Here is a 21,612-nt window from a genome sequence, read left to right on the forward strand (position 1 = left end):
TCAAACAGGTAATTACATGGTATCATAATACCGTTACCAAATTTCAAACACATATAATTAATTCTGTACATATAAATGAGTTTTTACGTTTTCATTTACATAAATTGATGATGTGGAAGAAGGGGTGCTTCCGTTGGAGTATATTGTCATTGCCATTATACTGATGATAGCCGTTTTTATTTACGGTGCTTATGCGAGAAGAAAAATATTTAATGAAATAGATCGCCTTGAAGAGTGGAAGATCGATATTCTGAATAGGCCTGTAACTGATGAAATTTCAAAAGTTAAGGGACTCGTTATGTCTGGTCAAACTGAAGAAAAGTTTGAAAAATGGCGTGAAGAGTGGGACGAAATCGTCGCTGTGAAGCTTCCAAATTTAGAGGAGCAGCTCATGGATACAGAAGAAGCCGCTGAAAGATATCGCTTCAGAAAAGCAAGAGCTAAACTAGAAGAAACACAAAATCGTTTAGAACATGCTGAAAAGAGAATCGAACTGTTACTGAAAGATATCGATGAACTTGTTTCAAGTGAAGAACAAAACCGAACCGAGATCTCTTCAGTACAAGAGGACTTCAGAGAAGCCAAGCAACGTTTATTATCTCAAAATCGCTCGCTAGGGGAAGCGTTTCCTGTGCTCGATAGCGAGGTTGAAGCCCTCCGCGATATGCTCAAAAAATATGAGCAGTTAACAGAAGAAGGAAATTATCTTGAAGCTAGAGATGTGTTAGTCCAAGTACAAGAGCGGTTAGACGTTGTTCAAGAGAAAATTTCAATTACACCTGAAGTGATCGTACTTGTGAATAACCAGATTCCTTCGCAGCTTAAGGAGCTTGAGGATGGCACTTCTGCAATGGAATCAGAAGGCTATGTTCTAGACCATTTAGAAATCGATACGAAAATCGAGGAAATTTCTTCTGAGCTTGAGCAATGGAAGACGGCGATTGAAACGACAGAAGTTCAATCGATCAAAACCGAGATTGATGATGTACGCGTGAAGATTGAAGGGTTGTATGACCAGTTAGAAAATGAAGTGGAAGCTAGACACTTCGTTACTCTAAAAGTAGAAGAGCTAGAACATGAATTGATGAAAACGAACAATCACCTTCAAGAGCTCCAGGAAGAAAGTAATGTTGTTCAATTAAGTTACAGATTAGAAGAACAAGAGCTTAAGGCGATAAAAGAACTTGAGATGAAGCTATCTGATCTTTATGTGAGATTCCAAGCAGTGCAAGATGCTGTCGATAACAACCAACAGGCATATTCTTTGCTTGCTGAGAATGCAATCAAACTAAAAGAAGATTTAGCGGCTGTAGATGAAGAATTGAAGATTCAAAAAGAAAATCTTCACATGCTCCGAAAAGACGAGTTAAGAGCATTAGAAACGATAAAAGAATTAAAGCGAAAGCTGATCGAATCGAAGCGATTGATGAAGCTAAGTAATATACCTGGTATCCCTGAGTCTTATCTAGAAGGATATGAGCGTGCTGAAGATATGATCGTGGAGTTAAATGATCGATTATCTGATGTCCCCCTAGATATTTACCAGATTAATCAGGTGCTTTCTGAAGCTGAAAGAGTCGTAGCTGAAAGCTGTGAATCTACACAGAAGCTTGTTGAAGATTCTGTATTAACAGAGAAACTTATTCAATACGGGAATCGCTACAGAGGTAAGTACAGAAGCGTAGATGATCTCCTATTGAAGGCAGAAGAACATTTCAGAAATTACGAATACGAAGAAGCCCTCTCAACTGCAGAAGCAGCTATTGAGAAGGTAGATCCACAAGTGCTGGAATCGTTGAAAGAAGATGTTCGAGAACCTGTAAATCAATAAAGAAAAGAGAGCCTTCCTCATTAGAGGAAGGCTCTCTTTATGGTATTTTCCAACTAACTACTTGCTTTAGTTGGTTTTTGTGATTGAGATATTATCAATCCTATGATGATCCCTAAAATCGCCGGTAACAGCCAGCCGATCCCTTCGCTGTAGAGCGGTAAGAAATTCATGAATTCTAATTTTGGAAGAATATTGCCTTCTAAGGCTTTAGGTATACTGACTATGATCGTAAATGTAATCGCCCATTTGTATATAGAACGATGCAGTGGAACTACAAAATTAATGAAAGTTAAGAAGATCAATATTATCGCAATCGGATAGATAGCGATTAAGACTGGTACCGTAAATGCAATAAGCTGGGACAGTCCGAGGTTCGCTACAAAAGCACTAAAAGCCGTAACGATAAGAATAACAGTTTTATATGAAAGTTTTGGATAAGCTTTTGAAAAATATTCCCCACAAGCTGTCACAAGACCAATGGATGTTGTTAAACACGCAAAAGTGATTGCAGCTCCGAGAAGGATCGTACCAAATGTTCCATATAGATAGTTCGCAACACTCGATAGGATTGCGCCACCGTTATCAGCAGAGACTACGATATCAAGATTTGTGGCACCAATATATGCGAGAGACAAATAAATGATCGTTAATCCAACCGCTGCAAGCAAGCCGGCTTTTAGAACAGAAAAGGCGACGACTTTTTTATTGGTGACTCCCTTGTCATTGACCGCTTTTATGATGACGATTCCAAAAACAAGTGCGGCTATTGCATCCATAGTGAGGTAACCGTCTAAGAACCCTTTAAAGAATACGCCATTCTGATAACCCTCTCTTGGAGTTGATAGTTCATCTGGTAGATTAACGAATGCTCCAACAATCAAGCTTCCAAGAACTACGATTAATATAGGGGTTAAGATATTCCCAATTCGATCTACAAGTTGAGTAGGGTTAAGAGCAAACCAAAAGGTTAGTCCAAAGAATATCAACGTATAAATGAGAAGCGGCATACCCGTTGTATTCGCCGTTTCACTTAAAAAAGGGACTACCCCTATTTCAAAAGCTACAGTACCTGTTCGTGGAATCCCAAAGAATGGGCCGATCGCTAAATAAAGAATTGCAGTGAAAAGAAACCCGAATGTAGGATTTACTTTTGAAGCGATATCCTTCAAGCTTCCACCAGTCAATCCAATAGCCGTTACACCTAGCAAAGGTAAACCAACACCAGTAATTAGAAACCCGATAATCGCTTCACCAATATTTTCTCCTGCTCCTTGACCAAGCGCAGGAGGGAAAATCATATTACCAGCACCAAGAAAAAGTGCAAAGAGCATCAATCCAATTGTAAACGTTTCCTTTTTTGTTAATTTCGCTTCCATCAGTTGTCCTCCCGATCCATTCAAACGCGTGTCGTAATTTTCGGACTTCATATTAACACAATTTATCGACAAAACATAACAAAGTCGTAAATGTTTTAAAATTCAAATAATAATAAGTCACTGTTAATAAGGTTTGTCGTTAATTGGAAAAATGGACCAATAGGTTTTGGTAGATTATATAGAAAAAACTTTTAGGAATTGTGAGGATTATGTTTGGCTATCTGTAAACCCTATGGTAAGATTATTAGTTGGAAATTAATAACGACTGAGGGTGTCATAAAATGATTTATCTGGATAATAGTGCCACTACCCAGCCCTATGATGAAGTCATCACGGCTTTTAAGAAAACAGCACTCGATTATTTTGCGAATCCTTCTTCTCTGCATCGAAAAGGTGGAGAGGTAGAGCGATTAGTGAGACAGGCGCGGAGAAGTATTGCTTCTTTGTTAGGTGTTGAAGAGGAAGAGGTGATCTTCACATCAGGCGGAACTGAAAGTAACAATCTAGCGATAAAGGGAACCGCATTCGAACATATGAAGCGTGGAAAACACCTAATTACGTCACAAACCGAGCATGCATCGAGTATGGAGTCGTTCAGACAGCTAGAAAAGATGGGATTTGACGTTACTTACCTCCCTGTTGATGGAGAAGGACAGGTTTCAAAAGATGATCTTGTTGAAGCACTTACGAAAGATACAATCCTTGTCTCCCTTTTGCACGTTAATAATGAGGTTGGTTCCATTCAACCGATAAATGAACTAGGTAGTATAATAAAAGAAAAGTCTCGCGCTTTGTTTCATGTTGATGATGTTCAAGGAGTAGGAAAGGTAGCATGTGATGTTCATTCAGTAGCCGATCTCGTCTCCTATTCAGCTCATAAGTTTCATGGTCTAAAAGGGAGCGGACTATTAGTTAAGCGAAAAAATGTGTCACTATTTCCGCTGCTTTCAGGCGGAGGGCAGGAGAATGAATACCGATCAGGTACAGAAAATGTTCCAGGTATCGTTTCTACTGCTAAAGCACTTAGGCTGTATATGCAGAAGTCACAATCTAATGTTAAAAAATTGAATGATTTAAAGATAAAGTATATAGAGAAGTTAGAAGAAATTAAAGAAGTTGTTATGAATACACCAACGAAGAGCGCTCCTCATATCATCAATTTCTCTTTACCAGGCATAAAACCAGAAGTATTGATCCACGCTTTAGAAGAAAAAGACATTTATGTATCAACACGTTCTGCTTGTTCTTCTAGAACAGGTGAACCAAGTCATGTACTGACAGCATTAGGTGTTTCTAATTCTAGAGCTAGCGCAGCGATTAGGGTTAGTTTATCTTACGAAACAACTGAGAAAGAACTTGATGTGTTTCTGTTAGAATTAACAAAAGCAATTCATAAACTAAAAGAAGTAATGAGGTAATAACACAATGTATGATCATATAATAGTCCGATATGGTGAAATTGCACTAAAAGGAAAAAATCGAAAAGGGTTCATAAATTCACTCAAAAAACGAGTGAAGAAAGTGACGTCAGAGTTTGAAAATATCATCGTAACGCAATCCTTTGATCGGATGGTGATCAAACTGAATGGTCAAGATCCTGAGCCCATTTTAGTAAAACTCAAGACAGTTTTTGGTATTCATAAGCTAAGTGTCGCAGTTAAAGCAGAGTTAGATCTTGAAGACATTAAAGAAAAGTCATTAACACTTATGCGTAATCAACAAACTGAAGGAATTAAGACTTTCAAAGTAACGGTTAAGCGTCCTAACAAGCAGTTTCCACACCGCTCTCAAGATATGAATAGAGAGATCGGTGGATATGTACTTCGTAATACCGAGAACTTGACGGTAGATGTACACCATCCCGATCGTGAACTGAGAGTTGAAGTGAAAAATGATGGTGCATTTATTAGCTGTGATCACTCAGAAGGTGCTGGTGGCTTACCAACGAATCAAGATAATAAAGTGATGCTCATGCTATCAGGAGGAATCGATAGTCCTGTAGCGGGATATTTAACGATGAAGAGAGGCGTGAAAATTGAGGCTGTTCATTTCCATAGCCCTCCCTTTACAAGTGAACGCTCAAGACAAAAGGTAGAAGACCTGACAAGAGTGCTGGCACGATATGGTGGGGATATCCGCCTTCATATCGTACCGTTTACAAACACTCAGAAAACCATTCATAACGAGATGCCAGATAACTATAGCATGACGATTATGAGAAGAATGATGATGCGAATTACTGAAAGGATCGCTGAACAGACTGGGGCATTAGCGATTACGACTGGTGAGAGTTTGGGACAAGTAGCAAGTCAAACCATTCAAAGTATGAACACGATCAATGAGGTAACGAACTATCCTGTTCTCCGTCCATTGATCTCGATGGACAAAGTAGATATTATGAATATCTCAAGAGAAATCGATACGTATGATATCTCAATTAGACCTTATGAAGATTGCTGTACGGTATTTTTACCAGAGGCTCCAAAGACAAGACCTAAACGTGAACATGCCAATAAGTTCGAGCAATACTTGCCTATCGATGAGCTAGTTGAAGAAGCGGTATCAGGTGTTGAAACAATCGTTATAAAAGAAAATGAGGATGATTTCGCCGATCTACTCTAGATTTCCAAGTTTTAGAGTTACTGCCATAACTTAATTAGGATAGCACTTCCTTTTCTATCAAACGATAGTGTCAAGGAGGTGAATTACCTTGGCTAGATCAAACAAACTTGTAGTACCTGGTGTACAGCAGGCACTTGACCAAATGAAGTATGAAATCGCTTCTGAATTCGGTGTGAATCTTGGACCGGATTGCTCAGCTCGCGACAACGGATCTGTTGGCGGAGAGATTACGAAGCGTCTTGTACAGCAGTCTGAACAGCAATACAGCGGTAAATAATTTCATAAACGTGGATAGCGGAAGAAGCTGATGCTTCTTCCGTTTTTTGGTGCAGTAACGCGAGTGAGAGAGAAAGCTTTCTGTAAATATTCAAAACCTTTAAACTTTTGTGTATAATAAAACTATTGAACTTAAAGGAGGAATCAACTTGCAAAATTTAATCGCACCCGAAACGTACAATCTCACGAGTGAGATTGAAAAGTTCACTAGTGACGAATCAAAGCTTGCCCTAAAGTGGAGAAATGATGAAGGTGGATATCAGGAAATTACATATACAGGCCTAATTGAACAGGCGAATCGAATAGCTAGTGCATTAACCACAAATGGCCTCTCTATGGGAGACAGAGTATTAATCATGATGCCAAGACAAATCGATACATATGCTGTATATATTGCTTGTTTAAAAGCAGGGCTTGTCGTCATTCCATCGTCTGAGATGCTGCGTAAAAAAGATCTGGTGTACCGTATCAATCATGCTGAAGCCAAAGCTGTTATTTGTGATTCTGCTTTATTTGAAGCTTTCGATGGCGTGGAGGAAGAAGCTCCATCTCTTCAGCTGAAATTTACAGTCGGCAGAGAAGTGAACGGATGGATTTCCCTTCTTGAAGCATCACAAAATGAGAGCGCTTTTTTTGAAGCTGCGGAAACAGCACGAGACGATATGGCGTTTTTGTCTTACACGTCTGGAACGACTGGGAATCCTAAGGGAGTCGTACATAGTCATGGTTGGGCATATGCCCATCTTAGAACATCCTCACAATCTTGGCTCGACATTCAAGAGGGTGATAACGTTTGGGCAACTGCAGGACCAGGGTGGCAAAAGTGGATTTGGAGCCCGTTTGTAGCGACATTGTGTAGTGGGGCTACTGGATTCTTATATAGCGGCAAATTTGAACCAGAGACATATTTAAGCTTTTTAGGTGAGTATGATATCAATGTTCTATGCTGTACGCCAACTGAGTACCGTTTGATGGCTAAAGTAGACGACTTAGAGAAGTACGATCTACCTGCTTTAAGAAGTGCAGTGTCTGCTGGAGAGCCACTTAACAGAGAAGTGATCGACACGTTTAGAAGATGCTTTAACATCGATGTACGTGATGGCTATGGGCAAACAGAGAACACGCTTCTAGTTGGTATCCTTAAAGGTATGGAAGTAAAGGCAGGTTCTATGGGCAAACCGACCCCAGGTAATCAAGTAGAAATCATTAATGAGGAGGGGGAGCCCGTTCAAGTTGGAGAAGTTGGAGATATCGCTGTTCATAAAGACGTACCAGCATTATTCAAGCGCTATTACAAAGACGAAGAGCGTACGCAAATGGCGTTTAGAGGAGACTATTACTTAACTGGAGATAAAGCTTCAAAAGATGAAGATGGCTACTTCTGGTTTGAGGGAAGAGGCGACGACATCATCATAAGTTCTGGGTATACGATCGGACCTTTTGAAGTAGAAGACGCTCTTGTGAAACATCCAGCGGTACGAGAATGCGCTGTAGTCGCAAGTCCAGACGAAATCAGAGGTAACATCGTTAAGGCATATATCGTGTTAAAAGATCCTTCACAAGCAGGTGAGGAGCTTGTTCAAACGCTTCAGAAGCATGTAAAGGATTTAACAGCACCTTACAAGTACCCTCGTAAGATTGAATTTATAGAGGAACTTCCAAAAACGACGTCTGGGAAGATTCGTAGAATTGAATTACGTCAAAAAGAAAAACAAAGTGTATAACGTAATAAAGAGGACCTCCACGGTCCTCTTTATTTTTGGTCTTTCTTATTTTTTCTTTGCTGTCGTTTTAATCAATTGCTCAATTTTGCTTGCTTGATCGCCTGCGTTATCTTCTTCCATCGAAATGATGTATCGATCTTTGTTGGTGTATGTTTCTTCAACTGCTGTGATGAAAGAAGCTGGATTAAGATCTTCTTCAAGGAGTACATTCGCATACCCGGATTTTTTAAAGGATTGTGCATTTAAGATCTGATCACCTCTGCTGGCAGCCCTCGAAAGTGGAATGAGCAACATTGGTTTTTTAAGAGCTAGGAACTCAAAGATAGAATTTGAACCAGCACGAGAAACAATTAAATCAGCCATCTTCAATAGATCAGGAAGTTCTTCGGAAACATACTCATATTGCTTATAACCCTTTTGATTGAGAGAGTTATCTAATTGACCTTTTCCTGTTAAATGAATGATATCGAACGTTTGGAGTAGCTCATCAAGCTTGTTTCTTACCGCTTCATTAATTTTCTTCGCTCCAAGGCTACCTCCCATGATTAACATCACAGGCTTCCTCCCATCAAAACCAGTAAACGATAAGCCAGCATCCCTTTTACCTTGCTTCAGCTCATCTCGAACGACTGCACCTATATATTCTGCTTTACTTTCAGGAAGGTGCTTAACGGTTTCGGGAAAAGTTGTGCATACTTTAGACGCAAATGGAATCGCTATTTTGTTTGCGAGTCCTGGCGTTAGGTCTGATTCGTGTATGATAACCGGAACTTTGTTTAATTTAGCTGCAATAACAACCGGAACTGAAACGAACCCACCTTTTGAGAATATAACAGAGGGCTTTTCTCGCTTAATGATGGCGAACGCTTCCCCCACGCCTTTTACTACTTTAAATGGATCTTTAAAATTCTTCCAGTCAAAGTAACGTCGTAATTTGCCTGTGGCCACATGATGATAGGTCACGCCGGAAACTGGTTCAACCAGCTCGCGCTCAATTCCATTTATTGAGCCAATATAATGAACATCCCAATTTTCTTTAAGAAAACGGGGTATTAATGCCAAGTTTACCGTAACGTGGCCAGCAGAGCCCCCACCAGTAAATAGTATTTTCTTCTTCAACGTATTGCCCTCACTTTCACAAATGTTCATAGCGTACTCCTTATTGTATCATGAGTTAAATTTGTACAAAGAGTCGTGTGTGAAAATCCAGAAGATTCACAGTACAGGAGTGTAATGATACAATATATCTACATTTTGATATTTTACATAGAGAAGGAGAGAATTTCAGTGGGGAAGCTTTGGTATGGTGGAAAAATCTACACCCTCGTCGATGAGGGACGCACAGTGGAAGCCGTTTATACAGAAGGTGGTCAGGTTGTGAAAACAGGTACGTTTTCAGAGCTAACCGATGAATTTGGAAATCATATACAATCCTGGCATGATCTAAAAGGGAATGTCATGATTCCAGGTTTTGTTGATAGTCACCTTCATATGATAGGTCACGGTGAGAAGCTTCTTCGACTCGATTTGTCTCTAGTAGATTCAGCTGAAGAGATGAAACGCTTGTTAGTTGAAAAAGTTAATGAATCTTCTCCTAATGAATGGATCATTGGTGAAGGTTGGAATGAAAATAATTTTCCGGATCGAAAAATATTCCATCGAGATGAACTCGATCGAATTGCTCCTAATAATCCAATGATGCTCACAAGAGTTTGTAGACACGCCATTCTTGCCAATTCAATCGCCATGGATCTAGCAGGCATTACAGATAGCACTACTGATCCTGAAGGCGGTGTCATCATGAGGGATAATGACGGAAGGGCCACTGGCTACCTTCTTGATAAAGCTCAAGAATTAGTGAAAGACGCGATGCCAGAAGTAAGTCTTTCTTTTCTTGAGAAAGCACTGACTTCTTCTGTTGACGACCTCATTTCAAAAGGTGTTACAGGTGGTCATACGGAAGATCTTAATTACTATGGAGGATTTACTCGGACATACAAAACGTTTCTAAATGTAATCAATGGTACCCGAAAGTTTAGAGCTAATTTGCTTGTCCACCACGAAGTGATCGAAGAGATGAGGATGCAGGGTCTAGGTTTTGGGGATGGCACAGAATATGTTGAATTAGGTGCGATGAAGCTATTCGCAGATGGAGCTCTTGGCGGACGTACTGCTTTGTTAAGCGTTCCATATAATGATTCACCAAATACTTCTGGAGTCGCGATCCACAGTGTAGAAGGCTTAGAAAAACTTGTGCAAAAAGCAAGGACTCATCATATGCCAGTTGCAATCCATGTAATCGGTGACCTAGCGTTAGAGTATGCGATCGATGCGATCGGAAAACATCCACCACATCATGGTCTCAGAGATCGTTTGATTCATACTCAAGTCGTTAACCAGGATTTAATCGATAGGCTAAAACAACTGCCGGTGATATTAGATATCCAGCCAAGATTCGTTGCCTCTGATTTCCCTTGGGTGATGGAGCGTTTAGGTGAAGAACGGATGAAATGGTCGTTCGCATGGAAAACGTTACTCGATAACAGAATTCCGATTGCAGGTGGATCAGATGCACCAATCGAACCAGTTGATCCGCTTTTAGGGATACATGCGGCTGTGACTCGGAAGCGGCCGAACGACACTCATGATGGGTATTATCCTGATCAAAAGCTTTCTGTGTATGAAGCAGTATGCTTGTTCACAAAGGGAAGCGCATATGCGATAGGTAAAGAAAAGGAGCGAGGAATCATTAAGGAAGGTATGGATGCTGATTTTACAGTGTTAAACCGTGATATCTTTACTTGTGATCCTGACTTGATGTTAGACACAAAAGCCGTTATGACTGTCATCGATGAAACCATTCAATATCAAGACTTTGATTAATGTGAAAAAGCACCGCAAACATGCGGTGCTTTTTTATTAAAGAAAACTGCGCTGCACTTTGTGCCAAAAAGAGTTGTCTTTCAGCTTGACTGTCTTGATTCGCTTATCTGGGATGCGGATCGTAAGTTTCTTTGCGTGTTGGATACTTAGTGCTTCGTTGTCGATTCCGATGATTGGATAATCGTTTCCATCTTGTACGACTTCAAGCGAGAGCGTTCTCTCGTCGCTCAATAAAAACGGAGAGCCGAGCGTTCTGTAATGATTGTTATTGAGTGAAGCAATTTCGCTAACCTGCATACATGCTAATTTCGGATCCACGACAGCTCCGCTAACAGACTTGCTATAAGCAGTACTACCCGTAGGAGTCGAAACGATCAATCCGTCTCCTCTGAATGTTTCGAAATGGAAGTCTTCTACATGAACATTCATCACTAGTGTTTTGATGATCGACGATCTAATCGTGCATTCATTTAAACAAAAGAAAGAAGATTCATCGTTAACATTAACCTCGATCGTTGGGTAACGTCTTACTTCAATTCCTTCTGATAGGATATTCTCGACCATTTCAGGCAAGTTATCGATGTGAAAATCACAATAAAAACCTAACTCTCCTGTAGAGATCCCAACGTAAAGACAGTCTTCGCGGAAACCAGTTTTTCTTACTGCTTGTAGAAACGATCCATCACCTCCGATACTCGCGATGATACTCGCGTCTTTCGGATCGTCTACAACATGAAAATCATATTTACTTGCAAGTTCTTTTAAAGGTTCAACTTTTTCTCGAAGTTCTTCAGTCTCTTTATAGAAGAAAAATAAATTACGACGATTTGGCATGCAAATTCCTCCTCCAACGATTGTCTTCTTAACTGTACCATTCTCTGAATTTAGAAAAAAGAAAAAATTAGCTATTTTATCAGTGCGTCCTTAGTTTATCTTTACGCCCTAAATTCATTCCTTACATTTCAAAAATGGTGCAGTTCGTTAATCTGTATGGTATTCTCGAAATTATGAAACCAATAACCGAGCAAAGACGTACATAAGGTAGAATGTAGAGGAGGTCTATTATGAATGGAAAACGATGGCTAGCGCTTGGAATTGCAATGGTATTAATTATTGTTTCGATTGGATTCAATGTTGTTTCAAGCCTTGCCTTTGGAAACTGGCAAGAAGAATTGAACTCATCTGATGAATTCGCAGAAACGGTTATCGAAGAGGGGAAGAGCCTCAATAAGATCGTCGTTTTAAATGTAGAAGGTGTTATTCAAGACACAGCACAGGGCTCGAGCTTTTTACCTCAGGCAGGTTATAACCATGACGTGTTTTTGAAACGCTTAGAGCACGCTGGTGAAGATAAGAGCGTAAAAGGGATTATACTCAGGCTCAACACTCCTGGCGGTGGAGTGGTTGAAAGTGAAGAAATTCATGACAAGATTCTCGAATTAAAAGAGAAAACGGATAAACCGATATACGTTTCAATGGGTAGTATGGCTGCTTCTGCAGGTTATTACATTTCCGCTCCTACAGATAAAATCTATGCGAGTCCATCAACCATTACTGGATCGATTGGCGTCATCATGCAGTCGATGAATTATTCTGAGCTTGCTGAAAAAGTTGGCGTGAAATGGGAAACGATTAAGAGCGGTCCTTATAAAGATATCATGTCTCCGAATCGGGAAATGAGTGAAGAAGAGCGTGAAATTCTTCAATCGATGATCGATAACTCCTATGAAGCATTCGTTCGAGTGATTAGCGAAGGAAGAGGAATGGATGAAAGCCAAGTGAAAGAGCTTGCAGATGGGAGAATCTATGATGGCCGTCAAGCAAAAGATGTTAACCTTGTTGATGGGTTAGGTAATCTTGAAGATACGATAAACGATATGAGAGGAGAACTTGGTGACAGCAAGCTTAGAGTCGTTCAGTATAAGCAGAGTTTTGGCTTCGAATCTCTGTTCGAAATGACGGCAGCTAAGCTGATGGGATCAGAAAAAGATCTGCTCGGAATCCAGCAGCTCTTATCAACTCCGCCATCACCGAAACTCATGTATTTATATTCTGAATAAGGAGGTAGGCAGAAATGGATGAGACAATGAACGTGCATACTGCCCCTCCTGCATCTGTAGAGGAATCCAGTGTTAGATATGCGGGTTTCTGGATGCGATTTTGGGCATATATCGTTGACGTTATCGTAATTGCAAGCTTGAACGGAATTCTGATTACACCTTTTGTGAAATGGCTTGAAATTCCTCCGGGCGAGCCGGGATTCTTACCTATACAAGGTGTACTGACAGGAATCGTCTTCTATGCTTACTTCATCTTGATGACAAAATTCCTTTCTCAAACATTAGGCAAGATGTTGTTTGGATTAACTGTTAGGAGAGAAAAAAAGGAAGATCTCACGTGGGGAACTGTCATTTTTAGAGAAGGGATCGGAAGATTTATTAGTAAAACAATTTTATTTGTAGGATATATCATGGTGGGGTTCACTAAGCAGAAAAAAGGGCTCCATGATATCTTTGCAGATACAATCGTCGTTCATGAAGAAAAATAATATTTTTGAATAAACCTGCCTCTATTGGGCAGGTTTATTCTATACATAATTGTTTTATTGAGTGGTGGGAGGTGGAGGGCAAACATGTATATCGCAGTCGGCATCATATTCATACTACTTCTATTAGTAACTTTGCTTATATTGTTCTCAACAGTCAAACTCACATTGATGGTGGAGCATTCTAAAGCAGTTGAGGAAGTGGCAGTTGAAATTTCAGCGTTGTTTGGCCTCATTTCTCACTCTACGAGGATTCCTTTAATTGATCTGCTTGAACAAAAAGAAGAAGAGTTAAAGGAAAAAGTGAGAGAACAGAAACGTTTTTCGCCACTAGAAGGAATAAAAAAGTCAAAGATATGGTTTAGCAGGGGAATGGAAAGTAGGAAAGCAGCTTCATTCATGCTACGAAAGACAAACATAAGAACTGTTCAATGGGAAACTAATATTGGAATAGGGAATGCAGCGACGACAGCAGTAGGAGCTGATTTATTGCTGAATACTAAAATAGCTTTATTTGCTGTTCTCTCCCACTACACAAATTTACTAGCCGTTCCTCAGCTGATCGTTACGCCGATGTATGAAGTAAAAACAATTCAGACTTATATAAGATGCATGATAACTTTCAAACTGGGGCATGCTATGATCGCGGTGATTAAATTATTGAAGTCTCAGAAAAAGCTTCAGGAGGCTTAACGGTATAAGTGAAGGAGGGATTCATATGGGTGGGCATCCGATAGAAGGACTCATGCAGACAGCGATGGAAAACTTGAAAGATATGATCGATGTTAATACGATCATTGGCGATCCGGTAGAAACGCCGGACGGAAGTGTGATTTTAACCGTATCGAAAGTAGGTTTTGGGTTTGCTGCGGGCGGTAGCGAATTCATGCTTAAATCACAATCTCAGTCTTCGCAAAAGGATCAAAGTAAAGGAGAGCCTTTTGGTGGTGGAAGTGGTGGCGGTGTATCGATTACTCCGATTGCTTTCTTAATCGTAAGTGGTAGCGACATCAAAATGATTCATCTCGATAATACGACTCACCTTTATGAAAGGCTTTTAGACCTTGCTCCACAGGCGATCGAGAAAATACAAGGCATGCTTCAAAGCATGGGCAGCCAGGGAAAAGACAACCATAAGAGTAGTCAAAATGGTCAATCGGATCATTCTCAGTCTAGGCAATCTCAAGGCAAGTATCGCTCTCAGCAAAGAGGCCAACAACAAAATGACGAAAAACAGGATTTAGGATTCTAAACCCGGTTAAGATACCGGGTTTTTTTTATGTATGACAACACATCGCTTTTCTTGAAATAATAACGAGTCACCGATATGATGAGGATAGTCGTACATACGACCAACTCATAAAGGAGGTTTTAAAATGGCAAATATTACATTTAAAGGTACGCCTATGACTCTTCTTGGAGAAGAAGTTAAGAAAGGTGACACTGCGCCTGAATTTACTGTGCTTGCGAACGACTTGTCGGAAAAGAAGCTCTCAGATTATTCTGGAGTTCGTCTGATCAGCGTTGTTCCGTCACTTGATACTGGGGTTTGCGATGCTCAAACGCGTAGATTCAATGAAGAAGGTGCTAAGCTTGATAATGTATCAGTCCTAACGATCAGTGCCGACCTCCCATTTGCTCAAAAACGCTGGTGCGGAGCTGCTGGAATTGAAAATGCAATCACACTTTCAGATCATCGTGACTTGTCATTCGGTAAAGGATATGGTGTTGCGATTGAGGAACTTCGCTTACTTACGAGAGCAGTTTTCGTTGTGAACAGTAAAGATGAGGTTGTTTACACAGAGTATCTCAGTGAAGCAACAGATCACCCTGACTATGAAAAAGCATTAGAAGCTGCAAAACAAGCTGACTAACAGGAAAGGACTTCGATGGTGTACATCGAAGTCCTTTTTTAAATCGTCTTCGCCTCATAAACGATGTTATTTGCGAAACGGTTCCTTACTGTTTACAATAGAATCGGCGAACTAATAGGCAGGAGGCCAAAAAAATGAACGAATTAACTGTAGAAAACTTATTCAACATACTCGATGAATCGACATTGGTCATTCAAAATAAATTAGATATGACTTATTTAGAAGCACTTGTTGAAACGGGTTTAAACTTGTTTGAAGAATCTGTGCTTCAAGAAGAATTAGACGATGAGACGATCGAACGTCTTAAGAAGCTATATGAACCACTTACTCTAGAAGGTGCAGAAAAAGAAACGATTCGGAAAGGAATTCAGCTTGCGATATTAAAAGGTATGAAAAAAGGTGTTCAACCTCATCATGCTATGACACCGGATAGTGTTGCGCATCTGATCGGTTTCCTCGTAAACAAATACACAGAAGTATTAAATCTTGAAGAAGTGAAGCTTCTCGACCCAGCAGTAGGTACCGGAAATTTACTGACTGCTGTCTTAAATCAGCTTAAAACACAAAAGGTCTTGTCTTATGGAGCAGATGCTGATGATTTATTACTGCACATTGGATTTATTAATGCAAACCTGCAAAAGCATCAAGTTGAGTTTTTACATCAAGATAGCGTAAAAGACCTTTATGTGCCACAAGTAAATACGATCGTTACAGATTTACCTGTTGGGTATTATCCGCATGAGGAAGTTGCTCTGAACTATACGTTAAAAGCTGATGAAGGGATGTCTTATGTTCATCACCTGTTAATCGAGCAAAGTTTAAATATGACAGAAGAATCCGGAATGCTCTTCTTTATGATTCCTAACTTCTTGTTCAATGATGAAAGAGGTCATCACATTCAAAACCTAATCAATGAACGATCGAACATTCACGGAATCATTCAACTTCCAACGAGCCTCTTTGCTAACGAAGCGCAAGCTAAAAGCATTCTTGTCGTTCAGAAAAAAGGCGATAAGGCTCTAAAACCGAAGCAAGTGATGATGGCAAAGCTCCCTTCTTTCTCCAACAGAGAAGCGATGGTGAATATGATGCAACAAATAAACGGATGGTTTCAACAGCTTACCTAACATCCGTTATGAAACGTTTACAAATCAGAATTGGCGGAATACTTTTATGTAAGCGGTTTTCATCTTGAATAAAGTCATTTTGGGTGTTTAAATAAGTAAGGTGTGAAAAGATAGAAGGGTATACCCCTTCTATTTTCGTGTCGTTAATCACAGTATAAAAGGAGCTGTCACATATGGCGAAAGTAATAGCAATCAACGCCGGTAGTTCTTCTTTAAAATTTCAACTTTTAAATATGCCGGAAGAAACTGTTATCACTAAAGGAATTGTAGAACGTATCGGTCTTGATGACGCCATTTTTACAATTGAAGTAAACGGTGAAAAAGATAAGAGTGTAACTGAGATCCCTGATCATGCAGTTGCTGTGAAAATGTTACTAGAGAAGCTGTTCGAACACTCAATTATTTCATCATATGATGAAATCGAAGGTGTTGGTCACAGAGTCGTACATGGTGGAGAGAAATTTAATGACTCCGCCCTCATTACGGATGAAGTAATGAAAGGAATTGAAGAAGTATCGGAACTAGCACCATTGCATAACCCTGCAAACTTGGTCGGAATCCGTGCTTTCCAAGAAATTCTCCCTGATGTTCCTGCTGTTGCAGTTTTTGATACTGCGTTCCACCAATCTATGCCTGAACAATCTTACCTATATAGTCTTCCTTATGAGTACTATGAAGATTTCGGGATTCGTAAATATGGATTCCACGGGACATCACACAAATATGTGTCTGAACGTGCAGCGGAATTACTAGGTCGTCCACTAGAAGAACTACGTCTTCTTTCGTGTCACCTTGGAAACGGGGCTTCAATCGCTGCGATCGAAGGCGGAAACTCAATCGATACGTCGATGGGCTTCACTCCACTAGCTGGTGTAACAATGGGTACTCGTTCTGGAAACATTGACCCTGCTTTAATTCCATTCATTATGGAGAAAACAGGACAAACTGCTGAAGAAGTGCTTAATACGTTGAATAAGAAAAGTGGTCTCCTAGGTGTATCAGGATTCTCTAGTGACCTTCGTGACATTACTTCTGAAGCGGAAGCAGGTAACGAACGTGCTGAGCTTGCACTAGAAGTGTTCACATCAAGAATCCACAAGTACATCGGTTCGTATGCTGCGCGTATGTCAGGTCTTGATGCGATTATCTTCACAGCTGGTATCGGTGAAAACAGTGATACAGTTCGTGCGAGAGTATTACGTGGGCTAGAGTTTATGGGTGTTTATTGGGATCCCGCTCTCAACAAGGTAAGAGGAAAAGAAGCATTCATCAGCTATCCTCACTCTCCAGTGAAAGTTATTATCATTCCAACAAACGAAGAAGTGGTCATTGCAAGAGACACAGTTCGTCTTTCTCAATAATAGGTAAGAGCATCTGCTTAGCAGGTGCTCTTTTTTTTATGGCGATTGGAAGTTTTACTCTGAAAAAGATACAATATAAACATAGTATTACATGAAGGGAGCGGTTGTGATTGGTATGGACTGAAAGAGAAGAGAGAAGGTTGGAAGAAATTAAGCAATGGGAAAAAGAGCATTTCGCTCAGCATGCTACTGATATTGAACGAACGTTTCAGAAGTGGTATGAATATCAGCTTAAGACAGTTGATTCAACCACAAGAAATAAGATGTATTCGGTCATTGATTCAGTATTGTTCCACATGCATGCTTTCATCCAAAATTCCCAGTCTCAAGTTGATGCAAGCAATCGTTTATTAACCGATGCACGGTTATTTAACCCTGAAATAGAACAAATCCAAGATATGAAGAAGCTTTCCGTCGACCAACTTGCTTACATAGCGGATCAACAGATTGCCCGACAGAAAATGGTTTCCCTTGCTCAAGGGGGACTTTCAGGTACAGGAAGTTTATTATTGTTAGGTCTAGATATACCGGCTGTTCTGGCAATAAACTTACGTACAGTGCAACTGATTGCGATGACGTACGGTTATCCGGTTAGCTATCCAGCCGAAATGATGATCGCTTTAAAAGTGTTTCATATGGCAACGCTGCCAAAGGGCCTTCAGAAACAAGGCTGGGTTGCTCTAGAAGAAGAAATTTCGCAGGGACATGAGCATCCTTACTTTTATGAAGGAAGTGAGGAGGTAGCTGATTTGAACTGGCTACAAGGTCCTATGAAGCAAATGGTAAAGGGTACTGTTTTGATGATGCTGAGGAAAAAAGTTATTCAAGGTATCCCGCTGTTTGGAATTGCGATTGGAGCTAGCTTAAATTATCGATTCACCCGATCGGTAAGTGAGTCTGCTCATAAGTTTTATCAAAAACGATTTTTAATGGAGCTACAAATGGAGCGAGGTGTATGAATTGAGCGTGAAAGAACATAAGGCAAATGCACCCTCGTCTATACGTGTACTTATTGTAACAGTCAGTGATACGAGGACACTTGAAACCGATAAAAGCGGTGTGCTCATGTCCCAAATGCTCGAGGAGAAAAATCACCACATTATTGATCGAGTTGTTATTAAAGATGATAAAGAAGCGATTGAAAACGCAGTGGAGCGTGGTGTAACTAACAAAGAAGTTGATGCGATTTTGCTGAATGGTGGTACAGGCATCTCAAAAAGAGATGTTACATATGATGTGATTGCCAATATGCTTGAGAAAGAGCTCACTGGGTTTGGAGAGCTGTTTCGAATGCTAAGTTATACAGAAGATATCGGATCTCCCGCTATGTTATCACGGGCCATCGGAGGCGTATTAAGTGAAACGGCTATTTTCGCATTACCTGGATCCTCGGGAGCGGTTAAATTGGGTATGTCGAAATTAATCGTACCTGAATTGCCTCATGTAGTAAGAGAAATAAATAAGTGAATAAGGTGATTGATCAAAAGGGCTGCCGTTCAACTATGGCAGCCTTTTACTATACATCGAGAGTTTATTTTGTTGTGATCAAAAAGGTCTTTCTGTACCACAACCATAAATCATTAATAATCGAAGCAAGATCAGCAATTTGCGTGTTCAAACTGCACGAGGTTTCAAAATTTTCTTCATTACTTAGCTGTGATTGTTTTTCCATAATCTTTCCTTCAAGTTCAATGATTCGATCTGGAATCGTACTTCTAATTTGTTCCCATCTGAGTAAGATCTCTTCCTGTTCGTCTAGGGCAAGCTCCTCCCAAAACAGTTCCAGGATTGGGACATCGATTTGTAATCGCTCGTCTCGATAAAATGTAAACATTTTCTTCCCTCCTTACTAGATGATAACGTGTCCTTCCTTTGATATTTAAAAGTGGGCGGGGAACACTAAAGAAGCAAGACTGAATCAAAGGGAGGTTTTTTTGGTGAATAAAAATAAAGATGAATTGATCTATGATCAAAGCGGTGAAATGACTGTGCATCAGCAGTTAAGTGAATCATACCAAAGCGGCGTCATTGATCAAGATGAAGCCGTTAAGCAAGGAAAAAACAATAAGTTTCCTCCAAAACAAGATAGAAAAAGCTATTATTAGGTTGTTAGAAAGTTCATGTGTTACACATGAACTTTCTTGCTTTTTCTATTACAGCCCCATTTCTTAATGCCAACGTATAGGAGAGAGGTTAGTAAAAACGATAAAAATCCTGGAGATAATGAAGTGGGGAGCAGTAAGTAAGTGCACATTCCGAGTGCAATAGCGCTAAACCCTGCTAGGTTGATTACATTCTCTTTATTATTCATCGATGAAAGCAATTCGGTTGTAAAACGAGCTTTTTTTATGATGAGAAAGTCGGTAATGATAATAGCAGACAGAGGAATAACGAATGCACCTAATAATGAGATGAACTGTTCAGCTTCATCGACAAGCGCTGGAAATGCACTCAATGCAATTGCACATATCCCAAGTACAATAGCGCTTTTCACCCTTCCTAAAGTCGGGAAGGTGTTTAAGAGGCTATAACCGCCTGTATACGCATTGCTGATATTAATCGTAAACATCGAGCATAGTGCGGCTACAAAGATAAAGGTTAATAATATTCCTGAGTCAGTATAACGACTTGTAATGAGAAACGGATTCCATGATTCTGAAGCAGAGGCTGTATACGCAGCTAAAACAGCGGTAAATAAAAATCCTATAGAATTGCCTACAAACAATCCAATAAAAGCATGTTTTGCTGTACGAGCATACCTCGTCATGTCAGATGAACTACTCACACCTGATACATACTGTACGAACGCTAGACTTGAATAGAAAAACACAGTGGAATACTCAGGAGCTTCATGACTCGATAATATGGAAGTAAATGGTTTTCCTCCAACATCCGAGGTAATGAAGACAATGATCATCGAAACAGTCCCCGCAAACAACAATGGGAGGATGAAGACGGTTGCTTTCTTAACTGCATTAAACCCTACTAATGCAAGTGTAGCCATAATCGTTGCTAAAAGGAGAGTGACTGGGAGGAAGGGCAGCTTGATCGAAAGGACGCGATCGACCAATTCGACAGCCATGTAGGTTCCCCCTATAGTTTGTACTGCAAACCAGTAAAGTGACGTAATGGTTCGTACAGGTGACGCAAAATATTGCGCGCCTTTATGTCCTAGGAAGGAACGTACTGCATATTGTGAAGGAATTCCTTTCCTCGCACCTGGGAAGGAGAGAAAAGAGACGAATATAAAAGCGAGCATCGCTCCTAATACAGTAGAAAGCACTGCCCAGGTAAAAGACAATCCACCTTCTAGAACAGCAAGAGCTGGAACTAAGAAATTACCGGCATTTACTGAAATCGTCATTTGAATCATCGCATATTCGTACCAAGATGTTGTACGTAAGTTTTGTGGCACAGATTCTAGACCGAATCGTTCAATTTTCGATTGCTGTTTGTTAGTTGAATTCATGGAGACTCCTTTTTGTGTGCTTACTTCTATTTTAGTTTGGTAAAGAGAATGTTGCAATCTAGAAGTAGAGGAATAATTATCAAAGTTTTTTCTCAGCATAAAGAAGAGGTGATCTTATGAAAAAGCTAAGTGTAATCCTAGCAATTCTTATGGTGAGCGTCCCGTTTCGGGCAGAAGCATCTTCCTTACAAAATAGTTTCTTGTTCAAATGTACTGTCATCTCTCAAGGTGTTGAAAATGAATGGGAATTTTCAAGCCCGAACGAATACGAGGTGGAAAAGGGGAGCTTAGTTAGAAAAGGTGCTGATGCGAAGGAAGATGTAACATCACTCTATGAACACCTGAACGTTTCAGAGCTTTCTCAGGTTGATGAACTGGTAACGAGAATAAAAAAGTATGGCTATGACGCAGACCGGTTCGAAATGAAATGGATGGATGCTAATGGGAGACTCTATACGTGGGTTTGGGATAAAGAGGATAGTGAGTAGACTTTAGAGTTTGGATCCGATAAGATGAGAAAAGAT

22 protein-coding genes are annotated in these 21,612 nt (G+C 40.1%); 17 read left to right on the forward strand and 5 right to left on the reverse strand.

Going from position 1 to position 21,612, the window contains the following annotated elements; all coding sequences use genetic code 11:
• Positions 1 to 133 precede the first annotated feature (133 nt).
• Positions 134 to 1,831 (forward strand): septation ring formation regulator EzrA, encoded by a 1,698-nt coding sequence (gene ezrA, locus ACXAEY_RS05755; protein ID WP_474810848.1) that lies wholly within the window; start codon positions 134 to 136, stop codon positions 1,829 to 1,831.
• Between the two features lie 53 nt (positions 1,832 to 1,884).
• Here the strand turns inward: ezrA and brnQ are convergent, their stop codons facing one another.
• A complete protein-coding gene (gene brnQ, locus ACXAEY_RS05760; protein ID WP_474810849.1) occupies positions 1,885 to 3,207 on the reverse strand; it encodes a branched-chain amino acid transport system II carrier protein in 1,323 nt (440 codons plus the stop codon).
• A gap of 281 nt (positions 3,208 to 3,488) precedes the next feature.
• Here brnQ and ACXAEY_RS05765 point away from each other — a divergent pair, with 281 nt between their 5' ends.
• The 4 genes from ACXAEY_RS05765 to mbcS all read left to right on the forward strand — a co-directional run bounded on the left by ACXAEY_RS05765 (position 3,489) and on the right by mbcS (position 7,829).
• The gene (locus ACXAEY_RS05765; RefSeq protein WP_474810850.1) at positions 3,489 to 4,625 is read left to right on the forward strand and encodes a cysteine desulfurase family protein; all 1,137 of its coding nucleotides are present in this window, start codon (positions 3,489 to 3,491) and stop codon (positions 4,623 to 4,625) included.
• Between the two features lie 7 nt (positions 4,626 to 4,632).
• The gene (gene thiI, locus ACXAEY_RS05770) at positions 4,633 to 5,829 is read left to right on the forward strand and encodes a tRNA uracil 4-sulfurtransferase ThiI (protein WP_474810851.1); all 1,197 of its coding nucleotides are present in this window, start codon (positions 4,633 to 4,635) and stop codon (positions 5,827 to 5,829) included.
• An 88-nt stretch (positions 5,830 to 5,917) separates the two neighbouring features.
• Positions 5,918 to 6,106: an alpha/beta-type small acid-soluble spore protein gene (locus ACXAEY_RS05775; RefSeq protein ID WP_442865086.1), complete on the forward strand. Its 189-nt coding sequence runs from the start codon at positions 5,918 to 5,920 to the stop codon at positions 6,104 to 6,106.
• Between the two features lie 142 nt (positions 6,107 to 6,248).
• Positions 6,249 to 7,829: an acyl-CoA synthetase MbcS gene (mbcS, locus tag ACXAEY_RS05780; RefSeq protein ID WP_270180604.1), complete on the forward strand. Its 1,581-nt coding sequence runs from the start codon at positions 6,249 to 6,251 to the stop codon at positions 7,827 to 7,829.
• 45 nt (positions 7,830 to 7,874) lie between these two features.
• On the opposite strand, the gene ACXAEY_RS05785 is transcribed toward mbcS, so the two are convergent.
• On the reverse strand, positions 7,875 to 8,948 hold the full coding sequence (locus ACXAEY_RS05785) for an undecaprenyldiphospho-muramoylpentapeptide beta-N-acetylglucosaminyltransferase (RefSeq protein ID WP_474814743.1): 1,074 nt from the start codon (positions 8,946 to 8,948) through the stop codon (positions 7,875 to 7,877).
• A gap of 168 nt (positions 8,949 to 9,116) precedes the next feature.
• Between ACXAEY_RS05785 and ACXAEY_RS05790 the strand changes: the two genes are divergently transcribed.
• Complete coding sequence (locus ACXAEY_RS05790) at positions 9,117 to 10,712, forward strand: amidohydrolase (protein ID WP_474810852.1); 1,596 nt, start codon at positions 9,117 to 9,119, stop codon at positions 10,710 to 10,712.
• Between the two features lie 36 nt (positions 10,713 to 10,748).
• Here ACXAEY_RS05790 and ACXAEY_RS05795 read toward each other — a convergent pair whose 3' ends face one another.
• Positions 10,749 to 11,546 (reverse strand): NAD kinase, encoded by a 798-nt coding sequence (locus ACXAEY_RS05795; protein WP_270179595.1) that lies wholly within the window; start codon positions 11,544 to 11,546, stop codon positions 10,749 to 10,751.
• A gap of 230 nt (positions 11,547 to 11,776) precedes the next feature.
• Here ACXAEY_RS05795 and sppA point away from each other — a divergent pair, with 230 nt between their 5' ends.
• The 9 genes from sppA to ACXAEY_RS05840 all read left to right on the forward strand — a co-directional run bounded on the left by sppA (position 11,777) and on the right by ACXAEY_RS05840 (position 19,086).
• Positions 11,777 to 12,772 (forward strand): signal peptide peptidase SppA, encoded by a 996-nt coding sequence (sppA, locus tag ACXAEY_RS05800; protein ID WP_474810853.1) that lies wholly within the window; start codon positions 11,777 to 11,779, stop codon positions 12,770 to 12,772.
• A 14-nt stretch (positions 12,773 to 12,786) separates the two neighbouring features.
• A complete protein-coding gene (locus tag ACXAEY_RS05805) occupies positions 12,787 to 13,260 on the forward strand; it encodes an RDD family protein (protein ID WP_474810854.1) in 474 nt (157 codons plus the stop codon).
• A gap of 84 nt (positions 13,261 to 13,344) precedes the next feature.
• On the forward strand, positions 13,345 to 13,950 hold the full coding sequence (locus tag ACXAEY_RS05810) for a hypothetical protein (protein WP_474810855.1): 606 nt from the start codon (positions 13,345 to 13,347) through the stop codon (positions 13,948 to 13,950).
• Positions 13,951 to 13,975: 25 nt separating this feature from the next.
• Positions 13,976 to 14,509, forward strand: coding sequence for a GerW family sporulation protein (gene ytfJ / locus ACXAEY_RS05815; RefSeq protein ID WP_270179591.1), 534 nt, complete (start codon positions 13,976 to 13,978; stop codon positions 14,507 to 14,509).
• A gap of 124 nt (positions 14,510 to 14,633) precedes the next feature.
• Entirely contained in the window at positions 14,634 to 15,131 is a 498-nt protein-coding gene (tpx, locus tag ACXAEY_RS05820) for a thiol peroxidase (RefSeq protein WP_270179590.1), read from the forward strand.
• 134 nt (positions 15,132 to 15,265) lie between these two features.
• On the forward strand, positions 15,266 to 16,258 hold the full coding sequence (locus ACXAEY_RS05825; protein WP_270179589.1) for a class I SAM-dependent methyltransferase: 993 nt from the start codon (positions 15,266 to 15,268) through the stop codon (positions 16,256 to 16,258).
• Between the two features lie 173 nt (positions 16,259 to 16,431).
• A complete protein-coding gene (locus tag ACXAEY_RS05830) occupies positions 16,432 to 17,619 on the forward strand; it encodes an acetate kinase (protein WP_270179588.1) in 1,188 nt (395 codons plus the stop codon).
• A 110-nt stretch (positions 17,620 to 17,729) separates the two neighbouring features.
• The gene (locus tag ACXAEY_RS05835) at positions 17,730 to 18,578 is read left to right on the forward strand and encodes an EcsC family protein (protein ID WP_270179587.1); all 849 of its coding nucleotides are present in this window, start codon (positions 17,730 to 17,732) and stop codon (positions 18,576 to 18,578) included.
• A gap of 1 nt (position 18,579) precedes the next feature.
• Positions 18,580 to 19,086 carry a MogA/MoaB family molybdenum cofactor biosynthesis protein gene (locus ACXAEY_RS05840; RefSeq protein WP_270179586.1) on the forward strand — a complete coding sequence of 169 codons (507 nt, stop codon included), beginning with the start codon at positions 18,580 to 18,582 and terminating at the stop codon, positions 19,084 to 19,086.
• Positions 19,087 to 19,150: 64 nt separating this feature from the next.
• On the opposite strand, the gene ACXAEY_RS05845 is transcribed toward ACXAEY_RS05840, so the two are convergent.
• Positions 19,151 to 19,453, reverse strand: coding sequence for a hypothetical protein (locus tag ACXAEY_RS05845; RefSeq protein WP_270179585.1), 303 nt, complete (start codon positions 19,451 to 19,453; stop codon positions 19,151 to 19,153).
• Positions 19,454 to 19,553: 100 nt separating this feature from the next.
• Here ACXAEY_RS05845 and ACXAEY_RS05850 point away from each other — a divergent pair, with 100 nt between their 5' ends.
• Entirely contained in the window at positions 19,554 to 19,724 is a 171-nt protein-coding gene (locus tag ACXAEY_RS05850) for a hypothetical protein (protein WP_270179584.1), read from the forward strand.
• A gap of 20 nt (positions 19,725 to 19,744) precedes the next feature.
• Here the strand turns inward: ACXAEY_RS05850 and ACXAEY_RS05855 are convergent, their stop codons facing one another.
• Positions 19,745 to 21,088 carry a purine-cytosine permease family protein gene (locus tag ACXAEY_RS05855; protein ID WP_474810856.1) on the reverse strand — a complete coding sequence of 448 codons (1,344 nt, stop codon included), beginning with the start codon at positions 21,086 to 21,088 and terminating at the stop codon, positions 19,745 to 19,747.
• Between the two features lie 116 nt (positions 21,089 to 21,204).
• Between ACXAEY_RS05855 and ACXAEY_RS05860 the strand changes: the two genes are divergently transcribed.
• Complete coding sequence (locus ACXAEY_RS05860; protein ID WP_474810857.1) at positions 21,205 to 21,576, forward strand: hypothetical protein; 372 nt, start codon at positions 21,205 to 21,207, stop codon at positions 21,574 to 21,576.
• Positions 21,577 to 21,612 lie beyond the last annotated feature (36 nt).

This window comes from Anaerobacillus sp. ABA4_114, from assembly GCF_056159065.1.